The organism is Bradyrhizobium sp. 23AC, assembly GCF_054863025.1.
Genome location: NZ_JAVAYN010000043.1, coordinates 1 through 17,026, shown reverse-complemented (window position 1 = coordinate 17,026; position 17,026 = coordinate 1). Strand labels below are relative to the sequence as shown.

General features: G+C 65.6%; 14 protein-coding genes. 4 read left to right on the top strand and 10 right to left on the bottom strand.

Annotated elements, in window-relative coordinates; genetic code table 11:
• Positions 1-695: flagellin N-terminal helical domain-containing protein (locus tag RAD10_RS41055; RefSeq protein WP_461621919.1), on the bottom strand; the 695-nt coding region annotated here is incomplete at its 3' end.
• Positions 696-1,017: 322 nt separating this feature from the next.
• Here RAD10_RS41055 and flbT point away from each other — a divergent pair.
• Complete coding sequence (gene flbT / locus RAD10_RS41050) at positions 1,018-1,455, top strand: flagellar biosynthesis repressor FlbT (RefSeq protein WP_028144338.1); 438 nt, start codon at positions 1,018-1,020, stop codon at positions 1,453-1,455.
• A 104-nt stretch (positions 1,456-1,559) separates the two neighbouring features.
• Here flbT and RAD10_RS41045 read toward each other — a convergent pair whose 3' ends face one another.
• The 9 genes from RAD10_RS41045 to RAD10_RS41005 form a co-directional block, all read right to left on the bottom strand.
• On the bottom strand, positions 1,560-3,059 hold the full coding sequence (locus RAD10_RS41045; RefSeq protein WP_461621918.1) for a pyridoxal phosphate-dependent decarboxylase family protein: 1,500 nt from the start codon (positions 3,057-3,059) through the stop codon (positions 1,560-1,562).
• Positions 3,056-4,309, bottom strand: coding sequence for an ATP-grasp domain-containing protein (locus RAD10_RS41040; RefSeq protein WP_461621917.1), 1,254 nt, complete (start codon positions 4,307-4,309; stop codon positions 3,056-3,058). Before RAD10_RS41040 ends, RAD10_RS41045 begins: the two co-directional genes overlap by 4 nt.
• Position 4,310: 1 nt before the next feature.
• Entirely contained in the window at positions 4,311-5,954 is a 1,644-nt protein-coding gene (locus RAD10_RS41035; protein WP_461621916.1) for a hypothetical protein, read from the bottom strand.
• A complete protein-coding gene (locus tag RAD10_RS41030; protein ID WP_461621915.1) occupies positions 5,944-6,720 on the bottom strand; it encodes a hypothetical protein in 777 nt (258 codons plus the stop codon). The genes RAD10_RS41035 and RAD10_RS41030 overlap by 11 nt, the downstream gene beginning before the upstream one ends.
• A 71-nt stretch (positions 6,721-6,791) precedes the next feature.
• On the bottom strand, positions 6,792-8,672 hold the full coding sequence (locus RAD10_RS41025; protein WP_461621914.1) for a flagellar protein: 1,881 nt from the start codon (positions 8,670-8,672) through the stop codon (positions 6,792-6,794).
• Positions 8,673-8,693: 21 nt separating this feature from the next.
• A complete protein-coding gene (flgK, locus tag RAD10_RS41020; protein ID WP_461621913.1) occupies positions 8,694-10,577 on the bottom strand; it encodes a flagellar hook-associated protein FlgK in 1,884 nt (627 codons plus the stop codon).
• 34 nt (positions 10,578-10,611) lie between these two features.
• Positions 10,612-12,873 carry a flagellar hook-basal body complex protein gene (locus RAD10_RS41015; protein ID WP_461621912.1) on the bottom strand — a complete coding sequence of 754 codons (2,262 nt, stop codon included), beginning with the start codon at positions 12,871-12,873 and terminating at the stop codon, positions 10,612-10,614.
• Positions 12,874-13,062: 189 nt separating this feature from the next.
• Positions 13,063-13,575, bottom strand: a complete 513-nt coding sequence (gene msrB, locus RAD10_RS41010) for a peptide-methionine (R)-S-oxide reductase MsrB (RefSeq protein ID WP_212250501.1) — start codon at positions 13,573-13,575, stop codon at positions 13,063-13,065.
• Positions 13,576-13,659: 84 nt separating this feature from the next.
• Complete coding sequence (locus RAD10_RS41005; RefSeq protein WP_461621911.1) at positions 13,660-15,129, bottom strand: NAD(P)/FAD-dependent oxidoreductase; 1,470 nt, start codon at positions 15,127-15,129, stop codon at positions 13,660-13,662.
• Positions 15,130-15,220: 91 nt separating this feature from the next.
• Between RAD10_RS41005 and RAD10_RS41000 the strand changes: the two genes are divergently transcribed.
• The 3 genes from RAD10_RS41000 to RAD10_RS40990 form a co-directional block, all read left to right on the top strand.
• Positions 15,221-15,757 carry a SixA phosphatase family protein gene (locus tag RAD10_RS41000; protein WP_461621910.1) on the top strand — a complete coding sequence of 179 codons (537 nt, stop codon included), beginning with the start codon at positions 15,221-15,223 and terminating at the stop codon, positions 15,755-15,757.
• 47 nt (positions 15,758-15,804) lie between these two features.
• On the top strand, positions 15,805-16,230 hold the full coding sequence (locus tag RAD10_RS40995; RefSeq protein WP_026201824.1) for a universal stress protein: 426 nt from the start codon (positions 15,805-15,807) through the stop codon (positions 16,228-16,230).
• 599 nt (positions 16,231-16,829) lie between these two features.
• On the top strand, positions 16,830-17,026 hold a 197-nt coding region (locus RAD10_RS40990; RefSeq protein ID WP_461621909.1), incomplete at its 3' end, for a hypothetical protein.

Here is a 17,026-nt window from a genome sequence, read left to right as displayed (position 1 = left end):
CCCGAACCGGAGGGGACACCGCTCGCCGCCGGCGCAACGCCGGCGCGGAAGGTGATGGTCTTGCCGTTCACGGTCAGGGTGTCGCCGTCGGCGGGCTGGGCGTTGCCGGCCAGGCCGCTGGCGCTCGTGCCGTTGGTGGCGATCAGGGTGATGGTACCTTCCAGGGTCGTGGTACCGCCGGCGCCGGTCGTTGCGCCAGTGCTTGCGAAGACGCCGATGCTGGCGCCGAGCGTCGTGGTGCCCGTCGCTGCCGTGGTGCCGCCGGCCGCGCCGCTATACAGCACGTTGCTGGATGCGGTGGCGCTGGCATAGGAGGTCGTGCCACGCAGGTCGGCCGCCGTCGCACCGGAGATGGTGGCGGAGACGTTCGACTTGGTGGAATAACCGACGGTGGTCTGCAGCGCCTGGTTGGCGATCGACTTGGCGCTGTCGATCAGCTTCTGCAGCGAGGTGATGCCGGTGTTGGCAGCCTGCAGCACCTGCACGCCGTTGGCGATACCGTCGAGCAGATTGTTGATGTCGCTGGCGCGGTTATCGAGCGACTGTGCCGTGAAGAAGTTGGTGGGATTGTCCAGGGCCGAATTGACGCTCTTGCCGGTCGACAGACGGTTCTGCGTGGTGGCGAGAAGATCAGCGGTGGACTGGAGGGAGAGCAGGTTCTGGCGAACCGACGCGGAGAGGACGATGCCTGACATAACTCTGTTACCTTTCTGGTAAACGACGCAACTGTTACTCGTCTGCTTGGATCGAGAGTGACCCAGCGACCGGCGGACCGTGGCGCCGAGACCTCTAACGAAACATGAAATGAAATCCGTGCCTTTGCCGGGTTTCGCGTGATTCGGCCGGGGACGCCGCGCAAGATCGCCGCGCAGCCGCAAGGGTACGACCTTGAAAATATTGCGGTTTCCCGCGTGAACGGCGGGAATTTACAGGTCGTTAACTAATTCCGAGCGAGAATCACGTCTTAATAGGCCGCAACGAGCGCTCGGTTACGAAAGCGTTGATGGAGAACAGGCAATGGCCCTCAAGGTCGAGCTCAGACCACACGAACGCATCATCGTCGGCAACTGCGTGATTACCAACACGGACCAGCGCGCGCGCCTCCTGATCGACGGCGACAACGTGCCGATCCTGCGCGAGCGCGACATCCTCACGCCGGAGACCGCGGATTCGCCGGCGAAGCTCGTCTATCTGGCGGTCCAGCTCATGTACATTTCGCCGGATCCGCAGAGCCAGCACGGCACCTATTTCAACCTGGTGCGCGATATCGTCACCGCGGTGCCGAGCGCCTGGCCGATCATCGAGGGCATCAACAACAACATCCTGAACGGCGACCTCTACCGGGCGCTGAAGGATGCCCGCAAGCTGATCGCCTATGAAGAGAAGCTGCGGAGCCAATTCGAGGCCACCCATCCCCAGACGGAAGCGGCCAAGGACGTGAGCTCCGCCGCCTGACCGCGCGCGTTCGCGCGGCCGCGCCACGCGAACGACCCAGTCCGCAAACGACAACGGCCCCGGATCGTCTCCGGGGCCGTTGTCGTTTCAGCCATGCACCAGTGCTATTGCGCCGCCAGCGGCGGTGCCTCGACCTCGATCATCCCGTCGCCGCACCGCCGGCCGCCGAACTCCAGCACAGCCGCGACCAGCGCATCGATATCCGCCTCCTCGGTGCGGTGATTGACGATCGCGGCGCGGATCGCAAACCTGCCGCCCAGCGTCGTGCTCGAGGGCGCTGCTATTCCGGACTCCTGGATATCGGCGACAATCTCGCGATTGACCGCATCATCGGCACGATAGCGGAAGCAGACGATGTTGAGGTTGACCGGCGCCAGCAATTCCAGCCGCGGTTCGGCCATTACGCGGGCCTCCAGATATTTCGCCAGCGCGCAGCTTCTCGTGATCGTCGCCCCCAGTCGATCGGTGCCGAATGTCTTCAGCGTGAACCACGTCTTCAGCGCACGGAAGCCGCGCGACAGATCGGGGCCGAGATCGCAGGGCCAGACTGCGCCCGCCGCAAGCCCTCTCGCCTCGCGGCGCAGATAGGCCGCGGGCTGCGCAAAGGCCTGCCGATGCTGCTCGCCTTCGCGCACCAGCAGGAAGCCGGCGTCGTAAGGCACCTGTCCCCATTTGTGGAAGTCGAGCGCAATGGAATCTGCGAGCTCAATGCCGCCGAGCAGCGGCGCGAGCTCGGGCGAGAAGATCGCAAGCGCACCGAAAGCACCGTCGACGTGAAACCAGATCCCCTCCTCGCGGCACAGTTCCGCGATCGCCTTGAGGTCGTCGATCGCACCAATGTCGACCGTGCCGGCAGACGCCACGACAAGGAACGGCTTGAAGCCGACCTCGCGATCGATTGTGATTTGCGCACGCAGCGCTGCTACGTCGATGCGATGATCGGCATCGACGTCGACCTTGCGCAGCGCATCGGTGCCGAGCCCGGCAATGTCCATCGCCCTGGAGACGCAGCCATGCGCGGCCTGCGACGTATAGGCCGTCAGCACCGCACCGTCATTGCCGATGCCGTATTGCCGCGCCAGCGTGCCCAGCGCAGCCGTGCGCGCCACCAGCACCGCCATCAGATTGGCCATCGACGTGCCCGTGACGAAGATGCCGCTCGCGCTGTCCGGAAACGCGAACAGGCGGCGCATCCAGTCGACGATCTGGCGTTCGACCTCGATCGGCATGTGGTCGCGTCCGCCGAGATTGGCATTGAGGCCGGCCGCGAGCATGTCCGCGATCATGCCGACCGCGGTGCCGCCGCCATGTACCCAGCCCATGAAGCCGGGATGGACGTTGCCGGTCGCATAGGGCGCGACGTGATCGGCGAATTCGCGATAGACCTCGGCGAGGTCGCTCGCCTCGCGCGGCACGTCGGCCTTGAAGGCCGCGCGGGTCGCATCGGGAATCGGCTGCCAGACCGGGCGCGCCCGAACGTTGGCGATGCCGTCGATCGCATCGTCGAGCATGCGATGGGCGAGCGCGCGAAATTCACTCCAGTCCTGCGGGTCGAGCGAGGTGCGCGCGACGGAGCTTTGCGCGTTGCGGATGATCTCGTTCATGCTGCACTCCCCTCGCCTGCTCTTGCATGCCGCGACAGCATCGCCGAGAATGCCGCAAAGATCCTGCGCATCTGTGGCGGCTTGTAAGGAAACACGACCGGCGAATCCATGTTGTGCACGACGGCGGTGTTGTCGGCCTCGAACACCAGGAGTTCGCCGTCCTGGTTCTCGGCGCAATCGACGATGAAATAATCGAGGCCGACACGCCTGCTCATCTCATCGAGCGCGCGTCCGTGGCGCGCGGCGAAGGCGTGATCGAAGTCGCGCATGAAGATCGCTTCTTCTGCCCGCTTCTCCTCGCTGAACGCCATGTAGGCGTTGAGATACCAGATGTCCCAGCGGTCGGCGATCGCCATGTGACAGGCGTAGGGTTTGCCGTCGACCATCGCGAGACGATATTTGCGGTAGAGCCCGTCGCGGTTCGCATAGTCGACGAAGCGTGCGACGAAGAAATCCCGCTCATCACGCTCGGCAAGATAGGCTGCGAGCGCGGCCGCATCGTCGAGCTTCGCGAGTCCGACGCCGGCATGCGAGCCGCGCGGCCGCGCGATCATCGGAAAGCGCAGTTCAGCCGCGATGTCGCGGCAGGCGATCTGCCCTCGCGAAAGATCCGACAATTGCCCGCGCGCCGCGTGGATGGTCGCGGGAATGTCGAGACCCGGCACGCCGGCCAGTAGCCGATGCAGCTTGTCGCGATCGAGGTTGCCGATGCGATCGGGACGATTGAGCAGCGGCCGCGGCCAGTGCGGCGCGGCCTTCTCGATCGAGGCGAGCGCCTCGCGGCATTCCTCGGAATCGGAGGCGACCACGATGGCAACGTCGTGCTCGGGCAAATTCTCGGGCAGACCGACGCCCTTGACAACATAGAGCGTCAACAGCTCGATGTCGAAGCCTTCGAGCAGAAAATCGATCGGCGTGTTGCCGCCCATGTCGATGTCGGCTGCTAGCGCGAGCACGCGCAAGCCCGGCTTCGGAGCAGCGCTCGGCGTGCGAAACAATTGGTGGAAGGACAGCACCTCCGACTGGATCGCAAGTCCCCGATCCTTGTCGCCGAGAAGCTGGGTGATCAACGACAGATCCAGCCCTTCGCCCGCCAGTGCGGTCCCGGCCGCGATCCGCGCCAGCAGCTGGTCGCGCAACGGATGCAGGTCGACACCTTCGAAGGCCTGGCGCGTCAGCTGCGCAAAGCCGATGCGATCGGCGTAGTTCGCCGCGGTCATGCGAAGCGGCGCGGAAACCGGATGCTGCATCTCACACCTCGAACGCGGAGTTTACCGGCGCAGCCGCGACCGCGCCACGGTCGAGCAGCAGCTCGATCTTTACCAGGACATGGGCTATGCGATCGAGAATTTGCTGCACGTTGCGTTGCGCCTGCGCCATGTCTGGCGACCAGGCCTCGGTCACGAGCCGTGCGCCGACACAGAGGCGCAGCACCGCCTGCGGTGCCTCGTCCTGCCGCTCCAGTCGGACCGGCTGGCCGATCAGGCAGCGCTGCACGGCGAGCTGCCGGTCCGCCGCACTGCCGCCAATCGCCTCGTTCATGTCACGCGCCAACGCGCGATGAACGGCCGCGGTCTCGGCGATCGAGACCGGCTTGCCGTCGCGCAGCAAGATGAACGGAAAGATCGTGGTTTGTGCAAATTCCTCATCATCCACGCCGGCGGTCCCGATCGCGGATGGGACGGGGCGAAGCGACGGCGACAGCGCGATCATGCTGTCGATGCCGGCGGCGAGCTCGGCGAGTATCTCCGCGCGGAAAGCCCCGGGCACCGTGTAGTAGCGGCCGATCTCGGCCAGCGCCGCTTCCCAGCGCAGCCATTGACCGAAGTTCGGACGGCGTTCGAAGCGCGAACGCAGCGCCGTCCAGGCCACCGGCCAATCGCAACGGCCGGCATAGTCGAAGATACCAGGCGCAATCCCCTCGACCCGGTCGAGCGACCGCGAAAGGCCCTTCGGCACCAGCACCGCGCCGCTGAAGGCGGGCCCACCGAAGAATTTCGAGCCTGTCATCAGCACCATATAGCCGCGGTCGAGATAGGAGCGCAGCCGGCGGCGGCCGAGCCGGGCCTGACAGGCGTCGACGACGATCTGCACCTTGCGCGGCCAGCGCCGCGCGATCTCGTCGAGACAGGCCGCGCTCGGTGCGCGCCAGCCGAGCTTCGATGCATCCATGATCTGGAGCAGCACGGGCGCGCCTTGCGCGACCGTGGCCTCGATCGCATGCAGCACCGCGGCATCCGCGTCCGCGCGCATCGCAATTCCGGGGCCGAGCAGCGGCAGCGCAACACTGGCGCCGGCGAGCCCCGCAACCGCACCGTCCTTGCGAACCGCAAGGCCGCTCGCCGTCGTGGAGCTGAAATGGTGCCCGCGGGCGGTGTGGATCGTCCCGCTTCCGGTTTGGTCGGCGCCGACCACGATCGTCACCGGCGGCGCCCCGAGCACCGCGCGCGCCAGGAACAGGGCGTGGAGCTGGGAGTCGGTGCCGGAGGGCGAGAACACGACGTCGACGCGCGGCGAGAGCTGGAGATGGCCGCGCAGCTCGTCCCGCATGTCCTCGCAGCGCGCATCGAAGGCGATCTCGACCTCGTCGAACAGGCACTTGTGCATCAGCTCTTCGCGCGCCAGCGCGGCACGGTCGTAAGCGGTTTGCGAGATCGTCGATGCGGTCGAGGAGGCGAAATTCCAGATCTCCGGCTCCGGCGAAGCCGCGCAGCCATAGCCGTTGACGCGATCCCTGGCGTCGAGCGCCAGCCGCGGGTCGCCGCCGGAGACGAGCAGCGTGTCCAGAGGTGTGAAGAGATCGCGCAGGCGATAACGCGAGCCGCCGTCGGGGGCGCGCTCCTGACCTGACAGACGGGATGCGCCGGCGCTCATCCCGGAAGGCTCACGCCGCATCGGCCGCTGCCGCCGGCGCAAATTGCGAGGCGATATCGCCGTGGAACACCGACGGCCCGACGTGATCGAGCGAGCTCTGGATGTCGGCCCAGATCTCGCCGCCGATAGCGGTCCAGCGCTTGCAGAAGGCGAAGTCCTCGGACAGATACGTGCCGGTCGCCGGATCGATCATGCATTCGAACAACGCAAACCGGTTCTGGCTGGCCGCCAGCGTGTCGTGCGAATGCTCGCGGAAGAACTGCAAGGCCGCATAGTCCGGATGACGGCACATCGCCTCCAGCGCCTGGCGCCGGATCATCAGGAAGCCCGTGCCGGCATAGCGCACGCGGGTGAAGCCGTTGACGACGACGATGCGGTCGGGGTCCTCGATCTCGAGCACGTAGTCGAGCGAGGCGGCCGGCACGTCGGTGCGGCCCGACTGGATCGCCCGCGCGGCCTTGTCCCAATTGACCCGCTTGATCGGATAGCAGCCGGCGACGACGTCAGCGCCGCATTCGATCAGCCGGAACACCTGCTCCGGCTTGAAGCCGATATCGGCGTCGATAAACAGGAAATGTGTCGCCTTGGGATCGTCCAGGAACATCGCGACTAGATTGGCCCGCGCGCGGGTGATCAGCGCATCGCCGTCGCGCAGCAGTACCTTGAGCTCGAGATTGGACATGCCGTGCACGGCCCGCTGCAGCGCGAAGATCGAGCTCGCATAGATGCTCGACACCTGACCGCCGAAGCACGGCGTTGCCACCACCAATTGCATCCTGTCCGACATCGGCAGCTCCGCCCCGCTCCAATCCTCACCAAGAGGTAAAGAGGCATGGTTAACGGCGCCTTAACGCATCCTTACAGGAACTTGACGAGCGAGAGCTGCGCGAGGTTCGAGGTCACCTGATAGGACGCCTGAAGCGCGTTCTGCAGCGCCAGGAGCTGGCTCGCGACCTGGTCGGGCGGGGCCGATTCCGCCTGGTCGATGATGGTCTGGAGCTGCGCCTTGGCCTGGGTCTGGCGCGTGCTCGCGTCCTTCATCGTGTTCTGGGCCATCGCGATGTCGGTCTGGATGTCCTCGATGCGCTGCTGGCCGGGCTGCTGGGTCAGCGCCTGGGTCGTGCGCAGGCTCAGCGCGGCGACCTGTCCGCCCGAATACTGCCCGGTCGGCGAGGTCGAGAAGGTCCCGAACACCGCGATTGCCTGCAGCTGCCGGCGGATCGCGTCCTCGTTCGCCTGGGCGCCGTACTGCACCGTGACGGAATCGTCGACCCGCGCCATCGCGGTGGAGCGCGCCGAGCCGGGCCCGTCATTGCCAAGGTACCATTCCACGGTGGTGGCCGAGCCGTTGACCAGCGTCGTCGCCGAGCTCGCGGGCGAGGAGCCGACGCGGAGCGGCGGCTGCGTGGCGGTCACCGGCGTCGAGGCAAAGCCGAGCGAACCGAGCGCGCCGGTATTCGAGCTCGTGATGGTCAAGCTCGCCGCATCGTCGGTGTTGATCGTGATCGAACCGCCATGGATTGTCGACGGCTTCGACGTCCCCGTGATCGCGTCGATCTTGCTCATCAGCGTCTGGATGCTGTCGCCGACGTTGAGCTGGTTGCCGGTCGCGCCCGAGGCCACGAAGGTCAGCGTGGTGCCGTTGACGGTGATGGTATCGCCCGCCACGAAGCCCGGCGAGATCGAGTCGGTGGGGCTGGCCCCGGATAGCGCCGTTGCACCGCTGATCGGCACGGTCGGGCCGGCCTGGCTGGTCTTGGGCGCGCCGATCGCAGAGCTCGCGGTGTTGAAGAAATTGTCGCCAGCGGTAACCGCGGATGCTGCCACCAACGAGGTGCCCGCGAGCTTCTTGATCGCGGTGTTCAGCGCCGTGTTGAGATTCGTCGCGGTGTTGGCCGGGTTGACGGGGGTGCTTGCGTCGATCGCGAAGCTGCCCACCGGGGTCGGCGTAGCCGTCGAGGCGGTCAGGTCGATCTGCTCGGTCGAGCCGTCCGGCAAGGTGAACTGAACCCTGAGCTTGTCGCCGTTGTTCGGATTGACGCCGTTGAGATTGACCGAGAACGACACCGGCGAGCCGCTCGGACCGGTGATGGTCGCGCCCGTCAGTGTCGAGGAGACCGCCGCAATCTTCAGACCGAACGGCGAACCGGCAACGTCCTCGGACACCTGTATCGCGCCCGACGGCAGCGTCGTCTGCACCAGACGACCCATTCCGTCGCCGAGGTCGGCGGCCTGGCGCTCCGCCATGACGGTCTTGAACCCCGCCTGGGTCGTGGTGCCGTTGATGATGTCGCCGGCATCCGCAACCGACTGCGTGCCGATGGCGGTTCCGGAGAACAGATAGCGGTTGCCGGTCTGCGTGTTGAGCACGCCGACCATCGAGCCGAACTGGGCGGCAGCGGTGTTCTGCGCGATGGTCTGGCCGTTGACGTTGAGATCCTGCGCGGTGTTGGCCGCGCCCGTCTGCACCGTGCTGCGGATCTTGGTCAGCGACTGCAGCGCCGTATTGGCGAGGTTGATGCTGACATTGACGTTGGTGATCGTGTCGGTATAGGCGGCGATGTTGGAGAGCTGCGCACGCCCGGCGATCGCAAAGCCCTCGTTGGTGCCCATCCCGGAATAGTTCTGCGACAGCTTGCCGGTCGAGAGCTGCGTCGACAGGTCGGTGAGCTGCTGATTGATGTTGCGGATCTGCGAGCCGAGAACCGACGAGGAGTAGTTGATGCTGCTGATCGACATGTTTCAGAGCCCTGTTACTTGTTACACTTGAGCCTGGATCAACGTGTTCATCATGCTCTGCACCACCGACATGACGTGAGCGTTGGCGGCATAGGCATTCTGGAGCTGGATCAGGTTAGACATCTCGGAGTCGAGGTTGACCTTGGCGGTCGAGTCGAACTTGGCCTGCAGCGTCGAGACCACGACACTCTGGCCCTGCTGGAGCTGGGTGGCCTGGGTCGAGGCGTTGGCCTGGATGCTCAGGAATTGCTGCAGGTAGTTCGAGACGCTGCCGCTGAAGGGCTGGTTGGCCGAACCGAGGCCGGTCGTCGGCGAATAGGAGAACACCGCCGAAGTGAGCTGCGCGTAGAGATAGTCCGAACGCGTGGTGTCGCCCGCGGGGGTCACCGGCGAAGTGCTGTAGACCGACATCCTGGTCGGGTCGGCGGCCAGCTGCGTGTTCACCTTGATGCGTCCGGCAAGGCCGGTCAGCTGCGAGCCCGAGGATGTGATCGCGCCGGTGTAGAGCGCCTGCCCGCCGTCGGTGAACACGGCCAGTTGCGGATTGCCCGAGGTCAGCGACGAGATCGTCTTGCTGATCGAGGCCGAATTGACCTTGGCGAGCCCGGAATTGTCGTCCGTGACCCGCAGCGTCGTGGCGCTTGCCGGCGCTGGCGCCGCGGAGAAGCTGAGATGCGAGGTCGAAAGCGCGGTGTTGAGCGCCGAGGCGATCGCGCCCATGCCGCCGGAAAAGTTCACGCCGATCTGCATCGGGTTGGCGTTGGTCGCATTCTGCAGCGGCAACGCCGCCGGGTCGGTCACGTTCACCAACCTGATCTGGCGCTGGGTGTTGGTGGCCGTGTCGGTGTAAGTGAAGGTGGCGGTGTTGCCCGGCAACGCACCGCCAAGGTCGATGTCGAAGCCGGCGGGCGGACCCGACACCGTGCTGCCGGCCGTGGTCTTGTCGGACAATGCGCTCGACATCGTCGCGGCGAGCTGGTCGATCTGGTTCTGGGCCTGCACCAGCGTCTGGTCGCGCAGCTTAAGATCGGCCGCGATCTGGCCCGACGAGACCACGTTGTTGGCGACGACGTCGACCTTCGAGCCGTTCGGCAGCACGATGTTGAGCGCGCCGACGCCCGACTTGGCCGGATCGATGTTGTAGAGCGAGGTCGCAGACATCGCGCCGGCGGAAGCAAAAGTGAATTGCGAGGCGAGCCCGGCGCCGACCAGCTGGATGCCCGTCGTGGTGTACAGGTTGGCCTGGTTCGATCCGTCGGTGGTGACGCGGACGTCGACATATTTCGACAGCGTGTTGATGGCCTGGTCGCGCTGGTCCATCAGCGTCGCGGCCGAGGGGTCGTTGGCCGACAGGCCCTGCAGCTTGGAGTTAATGGTGGCGACCTGCTGCATGGCAGCGTTCGCGGCCTGCGCCGAGGTGCCGAGATCCTGCTCGACGTTGGAGCGCAGCGACTGGATGCCCTTGGTGGTGACGTTGAGCTGCGTGGCCAGCGCCTGCGCCGCACCGAGGGCAACCGTTTGCGCCGACGACGCGCCCGAGCTGGTCGACAGCGCCTGCAGCGCCGTGGTGAAATTGTTCAGCGCGGTTTCGAGCGTGCCGCTGTTGCCGGGCGTGCCATAGACACTCTGAAGCTGCTTCAGAATGTTGGCCATCTGGTCGGCGTAACCACCGCCGCCGGTCTCGGTGCGCAGCTGGTTCAGCACAAAGGTGTCGAGCTCCCGGCTGACGCCGGTCGTCATCGCCGTCGAGCCGAAATCGCCGGTGGTGACCTCGATCTGGTTCGGGCTCTGGACGACGTAACCCGGCGTCTGCGAATTCGCGACGTTCGAGGAGACGATCGAGAGCGCGGCCTGGTTGGCACGCAGACCGCTCATCGCACTGGCGAGGGCTGAACTCAAACCCATGTTACTTGCCGCCTTTGGTTACGTTACGCGCCGATCAGCGCAACACGTTCAGAAGGTCCTGCACCATCGAATTCGCGGTCGTGATCACCTTGGTGTTGGCCGAATAGGCCTGCTGGGTCACGATCAGCTTGGTGAATTCGTCGGCGATGTCGGTGTTGGAGCCTTCCAGCGACGAGCCGCTGATGCTTCCCGATGCACCGTCGATCGCGGCGCCAGACTGTTCGGTCGCGGCATACGCGCCACCATCCATCGCCTTCAAATAGTTGGTGCCGTTGAAGTGCGACAGCGAGACTTGGGCGAGGTTGAGGTTCTGGCCGTTCGAGAAGGTGCCGACCACGAGGCCGCTGTTGTTGACCGCGACCGACCGCAACTGGCCCGCGGCGTAGCCGTTCTGCGTGATGGTGTTGATGGTCACGGCGCCCGACGTGCTGGCATATTGCGTCAGGCCGCCGGTCGAGATGTTGAAGGCGACGGAGCCGAGCGACTGGCCGCTGACGCTGACATTGTTGATGGTGATGCCGGAGCCGGCCGGCGTGGTCAGCGAGCCGTCGGAAGCGAAGGTGAAGGCCTGGCCCGTATTGACCCAGCCGACCGTGGTGCCGGTCGCGTTCGGATCAGTCTGGTAGAACAAATTCCAGCTGTCGGAATGACCAGCGCCCAGCGAGGCACTGTCGGTCTTGGCCCAGCGCAATTGCAGGTTCACCGGCGTACCGGCAGCGTTGTAGGCGGTCACCGCGCCGCCGCTGATCGACTCCTTGGTGAAAGTCGCGATGTCGTTGCCGATCACGCCGCCCGTGCCCGCGGTGCCGCCGCCGTTACGGTTCTTGGTGATGGTTGAGGTAAAGCCGAGGGCGGCGAAGGCGGCGCTGTTGGAGCTCGACACCGACAGGTTGGACACGGTGCCCGTGTTCAGCGTGATCACACCGCTGGTGCTGACGGACGAGCCGGTGGCGCCGGAGAGCGCATCGATCTTGCTGAGCAGGGTCGTGATGTTGTCGGTGATGTTGATCTGGTTCGGACCGCTCGCGCCCGAAGCCATGAATGTCAGCGTCTGGCCGTTGACGGTGATCGTGTCGGCAGGCGGGCCCGCCGAAAAACCCGAGGAGAGAACCTGGGCGCCGCCGGCCGTCGCGCTGCCGCTCAACAGCGTCGCCCCGGAGATGGCGGGCGAGGACAGCACGTTGCCGCCGCGCGTCACGCTGGTGATACCGAGCGCCGTGGCCGCGGTGCCGCTGTTCACCGCCACGTCCGTGGTGGTGCCGCTCGAAATCACGATGTTGCCGCTGGCGCTCAAGGAAGCGGTGACGCCGGGGCCGGCTGCGTTCTGAATTGCGGTCAGAATGTCCTGGACCGTCGCAGGCGTGCCGGCCCCCAGACCGATGGTCGAGTTGGTGCCGAGCGTGACGGTGTTGCCGGCGTTGAAGGTGATCGTGTTGCTGCCGTTGATGGTCAGCGTCTGGCCGCTCAACGCGGTGAGGATGCTCGATGCCAGATGCGTGCCGACGGCATTATCCAGCGATGTCGTCGTCGATGCCACGGCCGACGAGTTGTTCTGGAGAGCGACCGATCCGGTGTTCGTCGTCGACGAATAGGGCGAGCGGAGGTTGCCCGTGGCCGCGGCGCCCGAAGCGGTGTTGTTGGTGTAGGGCGCGGGCGGTGTGCCAACCGGAAGCGGGTTGGCAGCGAAATCCGATGGGTTGAGGCCGCCAGCCGCGAGCAGCGTCCCGGGCGAAGCGGTCGAGCTCGCCGCAGTGTTCGGCTGGGTCGGCAGGTTGGCCGCGTACTGGATCGAGGTCGTCGCCTGGGCGGGGATGAAGTTATTCTGGAATTTCAGGACGTTCGCAACGTTACCGGTCGGGTTGCCGGTCTTCGGGTCAACCGTGACGCCCATCAGGTAATAGCCGGCGCCGTTGACGAGGTTGCCGTTGGCATTGAGCTGGAAGTCGCCGCGGCGGGTGTAATAGGTGACGCCGCTGAACACCGGCACGTTGTCGACGACGCCGGTCGCCTTCTGAATGGAGAAGAAGCCGTCGCCGGTGATCGCCATGTTGGTGGCGACGGTGGAGCCCGAGATCGTGCCCTGCGTGGTGATGGTGGCCTTGGCGTTGGCCGTCACGCCGCCCGCGACCTGCTTGCTCGGGACCGAGGAGTCGGGGATGAGATCGACGAAGCTGGTGCCGATGCCCTTGTAACCGGTGGTGGATGAGTTCGCGATGTTGCCGGAGATGTTCTGCAGCGCGTAGGACTGCGCCTGCAGGCCACCCACCGAGGTGTTCATTGCATCGAAGATACCCATAACTTTGTCTCCAAATCCGATCTCGGCGGCGGGTCGACATGGCCGCAGTCGGAGGAGACAGTCGCAAGGGCTATGCCAATGCGGGTATTCTCAGGAAATCAATGACTTAATGAAAAAGCCCCGGCCTGACGACCGGGGCACATTTGCCGGGACCGGCAACAATTGCCGGGACATGATGTCCTCAACTCACTACGTCGCTGACGCCGCCGCCGGGCGGAAGACCAGCCCGAAACCGTCGATGCAGTAGCGCAATCCGGTCGGCTTCGGGCCGTCGTCGAAGACGTGGCCGAGGTGGCCCCCGCAGCGACGGCAATGCACCTCAGTGCGCACCATGCCGTAGGCGCGGTCCTCGGTCTTGCCGACATTGCCCTCGATCGGCTGGTAGAAGCTCGGCCAGCCGGTGCCGCTCTCGAATTTGGTTTCGGAAGCAAACAGCGGCAGGTCGCAGCCGGCGCAGGCGAAGGTGCCCTTGCGGTGCTCCTTGAGCAGCGGGCTGGAGCCCGGCCGCTCGGTGCCGTGATTGCGCAGGATCTCATATTGCTGCGGCGTGAGCTGGGCACGCCATTCAGCCTCCGTCTTCGTGATCTCGAACTTTTCTGCGGCTTTCTCGCCAGCCTCGGCGGGCGTTCCTCTCAGCCAGCGGAAGGCCCCAAGGCCGAACAGGCCGGCGGCAGTCGTCAACAGGATGCGGCGGTCAAACATCTCATTCTCCGTGCGGGAGCTCCACGCCCTGAGATACGGGCTCTGTCGGCCGACGTTACACTGGCGGGCCGAATTTCTCTCAACTTATTGGGAGGTGACGCCATCTTCCGAGGCCGGTTCCACGGCCTGCTCTGCCTCCCGGACCGGGGGTTTCGGCGGCGGGGCCGGCCGCGGCCGGACGCCGGGCGGTGGGCGGCGCGGACCGGTGCCGGCGGCCCGATTGGCTTCGGCCAGACGCCCCTCGCGCTGCCGGTCCTTGACCCTGGCACGTTCGCGGTAGCGGGCGAGCGAACCCGCGGCGGCGGAACTCGCCCTGCCCCAGATCCCGACCAGCTGGCCCGCGACCCGCCCGGTGGCGCCGCCCGCCCAGACCAGCTCGAACGGGGAGAACAGCTTCCAGCGCTCATCGCCCCACAGGATGCTGCGCGCGATCATCTGCCCGGCCATGGCCGAAATGTTCATGCCCTGGCGGCCGAACCCGCTCGCCACCCACAGGCCTTTGCGCAACTGGCCGATCTGCGGCATGCCGTGCACGGTCTGGCCGGTGGCGCCGCCGAACGTTTCGCTAATCTCGACATTGCCGAGCTCCGGAAAGATCGTGCGGATCCGCCGCCTGATGCTGCCTGCAAAGCGCTGCGGACCCGCGGCCCAGGTGGTCTCCGGGCTCTCCCACATCAGCCGGTCGCCGTCGACGATACGGAAATGGTCGACGCCGTCGGAATCCATCACCGCTCCCTTGAAGGCGATGACCTCGTGCACCCGCTCGCCGAGCGGCGCGGTGATCCCGGCATAGCGCCAGACCGGCAGCAGCGTCTCCGACAGCCGCCGCAAGGGCGCGCCGAGATGGATGTTGCCGGCAAGCACGATGTGGGTTGCGCGCATACGCGCCGAGGGCGTGACGATGCGTTTGCGGATGCCGGAATGATCGATGCTGACGACCGGCGTGTCCTCGAAGATGCGGGCGCCTGCCCGCCGCGCCAGCGCCGCAAGGCCGTGCACATATTTGCGGCCGTCGACCTGGAATGCTTTGGGATAATACACGCCGTGGAAGTAGCGATCGGTCTTGAGCACCTCGCGGACGCGATCGACCTGCCAGCCCTCGACCTCGGTGTCGAAATCCTCGTTCAGCATCTGCAACCGGCTGATCAGACGGTCGCCGGCGTCGACGTTGGAGACCTCGAGCACCCCGTTGCTCGGGGCGATCCCCGGCATGTTCTCTTCCGTGGCATTGGCGCGGACGAACTCGGCGCCCTCCTTCGACAGCGTCCACAATTCACGCGCGTCCTCGAAGCCGATGCGCTCGATCAGGTCGGTGAGCGGCAGTGCAAAGCCCGGCAGCACGGTGCCGAGCTGGTTGCCGGAAGCGTTCCAGCCGATATGACGGCCCTCGAGCACCGCGACGCTGGCCCCGAGCCGGGCGGCCTCCAGCGCGATAGAAAGCCCGGCAAGCCCGGCCCCGATGACGCAGATGTCGGCGTCGAGATCGAACGACAGCCGCACCCGGTCGCGAAAGCCGGCTTCTTCCTGGGACATGCTTGTGAAAGTCTCGCTCATGCCGTTTTCTTAGAGGACTGAGCGGGCGCTTGTCACCTTGTCCTCACCCGCGTCTGTACATTATCCGCGACCGTAACGATTCGAGAATGCCATGCGCCGTTTGATGCTGCTGCGTCACGCCAAGACCGAGACCGACGCGCCGAGCGGCCGTGACCAGGACCGACGGCTCGACGATCGCGGCCACAAGGATGCCGCCCGGATCGGCGACTGGATCGCCGCCCATCCGCCCTTCCCCGAGACCGTGCTGGTGTCGCACGCCGTCCGGGCCCGGCAGACCTGGGACATCGCCTGGGAGGTGATGAAGGACCGCGTCCCGACGCCGCAGGTCGAGATCCTGCCCGAACTCTACGGCGCCGATCCCGCGCAGATCCTGGAGTCCATTCGCACCGCAACCGCCCCCGCCGACCCAAAGCAATTGCTGCTGGTCGCCCATAATCCCGGCATGCACGAGGCCGCCTTGATGCTGATGGGCGGCGGCGATCATGATGGCGCCAGGGCGCTCAGTGACAATCTGCCCACCGCGGGGCTTGCGATCTTCGACTTTGACGTCAAGGATTGGGGTGACGTGGCCTACCGCCGCGGCAAGCTGGTGCGGTTCACCAGCCCCAAGCTGCTTCGATCGGGATGATCGCGACGGCCGGCAAAACGTGCTGACTGGAAGATTTGGAGGCGCAGATGTTCAAGTCCATCCTCGTGCCCATCGACCTCGCCGACACCGATCTGGCCAAGCCGGCGATCGCGACCGCGGCAACGCTGTCGCAGACCTGGAGCGGCCAGGTGCGCCTGCTCAACGTGCTGCCGATGACGCCGGTGATGCTGGCCGAATACGTACCGGCCGATTTCGACGAGCAGCAGCGCCAGACCTCGGAAGAAGCCCTCGCCATCGTCGCGCGCGAATCCGGCATCGAGGCGTCCCGCATCTCCAGCGTGGTGCGCCAGGGCGGCATCTATCACGAGATCCTGGAGGAAGCCGTGCACATGAAGGCCGACCTGATCGTGATGACCTCGCACCGGCCGGCGATGCGCACCTATTTCCTCGGCTCCAACGCGGGGCATGTGGTGCGCTACGCGAAGTGCTCGGTGCTGGTGGTGAGGCATTGAGGGGTGTCATAGCCCGGTCTCGTAGGGTGGGTTAGCCGTGCGGACTGCGCGAAGCGCTGACCGCTCGGCGTAACCCACCACTTTAATATCCGCGGCGACAGAAGAGGTGGATTACGCCTGGGGACTGCGCTTCGCGCAGCCCGGGGCTAACCCACCCTACTCGTCTACAATCCCTTGCGCTGCCCGACAGGCAAAACACGCGAGCCCTAGGTCAACGCGCGGCAGCGAAAATATTCCACTTTACCGAAATTCGGAAACGACGTATGTGTCGCGGCAACCCGGCCCAAGGAAGAGGGGCGTATCGCGATCGTCACGAACGCGGGCCGGGCGGCGGTGGACGTAGGTCACATCGGCGCGAAGGACTTCGCAGGGCGGGCAACCGTGAGCGAAACACCTCGCGCACACGACCGGTGTGATCCGCGTACGGCAAAATCGTGTGGTCCTGGCGCCCGGGGTCTGTGCGCCAAGTCTTGTGGTGATGGGTGTCGTCCAACCGGACGCACGCATCAGCCATCCGCAAGGCGACGGGGGCAATAGTGCAACGCTCCCCGGGGAGAGCACGACATAAGCCGTAAAACCACTGCGCAGGGAAGGCCGGGATGTCCTGGCTACACCTGTATGCCGCTGTGCAAACTTCTTACTCCAACTTCGCACAGTGGACCTCGGGTGCCAGCGGGCTCCCGGTCTTCCCTGCGCCCTCTTTCAATTATGAGGGTGAAGAGATGAAGCAAAGCTCGGGCGAGATGAGCCGCGAGAATGACGAACTATGTCTATCGTTGAACCAAGCTCTCGTGCC

Bases quoted from the DNA above. Each gene is read 5' to 3' on its own strand.
- flbT (WP_028144338.1), top strand. From the start codon at position 1,018: ATGGCCCTCAAGGTCGAGCTCAGACCACACGAACGCATCATCGTCGGC.
- RAD10_RS41045 (WP_461621918.1), bottom strand. From the start codon at position 3,059: ATGAACGAGATCATCCGCAACGCGCAAAGCTCCGTCGCGCGCACCTCG.
- RAD10_RS41040 (WP_461621917.1), bottom strand. From the start codon at position 4,309: ATGCAGCATCCGGTTTCCGCGCCGCTTCGCATGACCGCGGCGAACTAC.
- RAD10_RS41035 (WP_461621916.1), bottom strand. From the start codon at position 5,954: ATGCGGCGTGAGCCTTCCGGGATGAGCGCCGGCGCATCCCGTCTGTCA.
- RAD10_RS41030 (WP_461621915.1), bottom strand. From the start codon at position 6,720: ATGTCGGACAGGATGCAATTGGTGGTGGCAACGCCGTGCTTCGGCGGT.
- RAD10_RS41025 (WP_461621914.1), bottom strand. From the start codon at position 8,672: ATGTCGATCAGCAGCATCAACTACTCCTCGTCGGTTCTCGGCTCGCAG.
- flgK (WP_461621913.1), bottom strand. From the start codon at position 10,577: ATGGGTTTGAGTTCAGCCCTCGCCAGTGCGATGAGCGGTCTGCGTGCC.
- RAD10_RS41015 (WP_461621912.1), bottom strand. From the start codon at position 12,873: ATGGGTATCTTCGATGCAATGAACACCTCGGTGGGTGGCCTGCAGGCG.
- msrB (WP_212250501.1), bottom strand. From the start codon at position 13,575: ATGTTTGACCGCCGCATCCTGTTGACGACTGCCGCCGGCCTGTTCGGC.
- RAD10_RS41005 (WP_461621911.1), bottom strand. From the start codon at position 15,129: ATGAGCGAGACTTTCACAAGCATGTCCCAGGAAGAAGCCGGCTTTCGC.
- RAD10_RS41000 (WP_461621910.1), top strand. From the start codon at position 15,221: ATGCGCCGTTTGATGCTGCTGCGTCACGCCAAGACCGAGACCGACGCG.
- RAD10_RS40995 (WP_026201824.1), top strand. From the start codon at position 15,805: ATGTTCAAGTCCATCCTCGTGCCCATCGACCTCGCCGACACCGATCTG.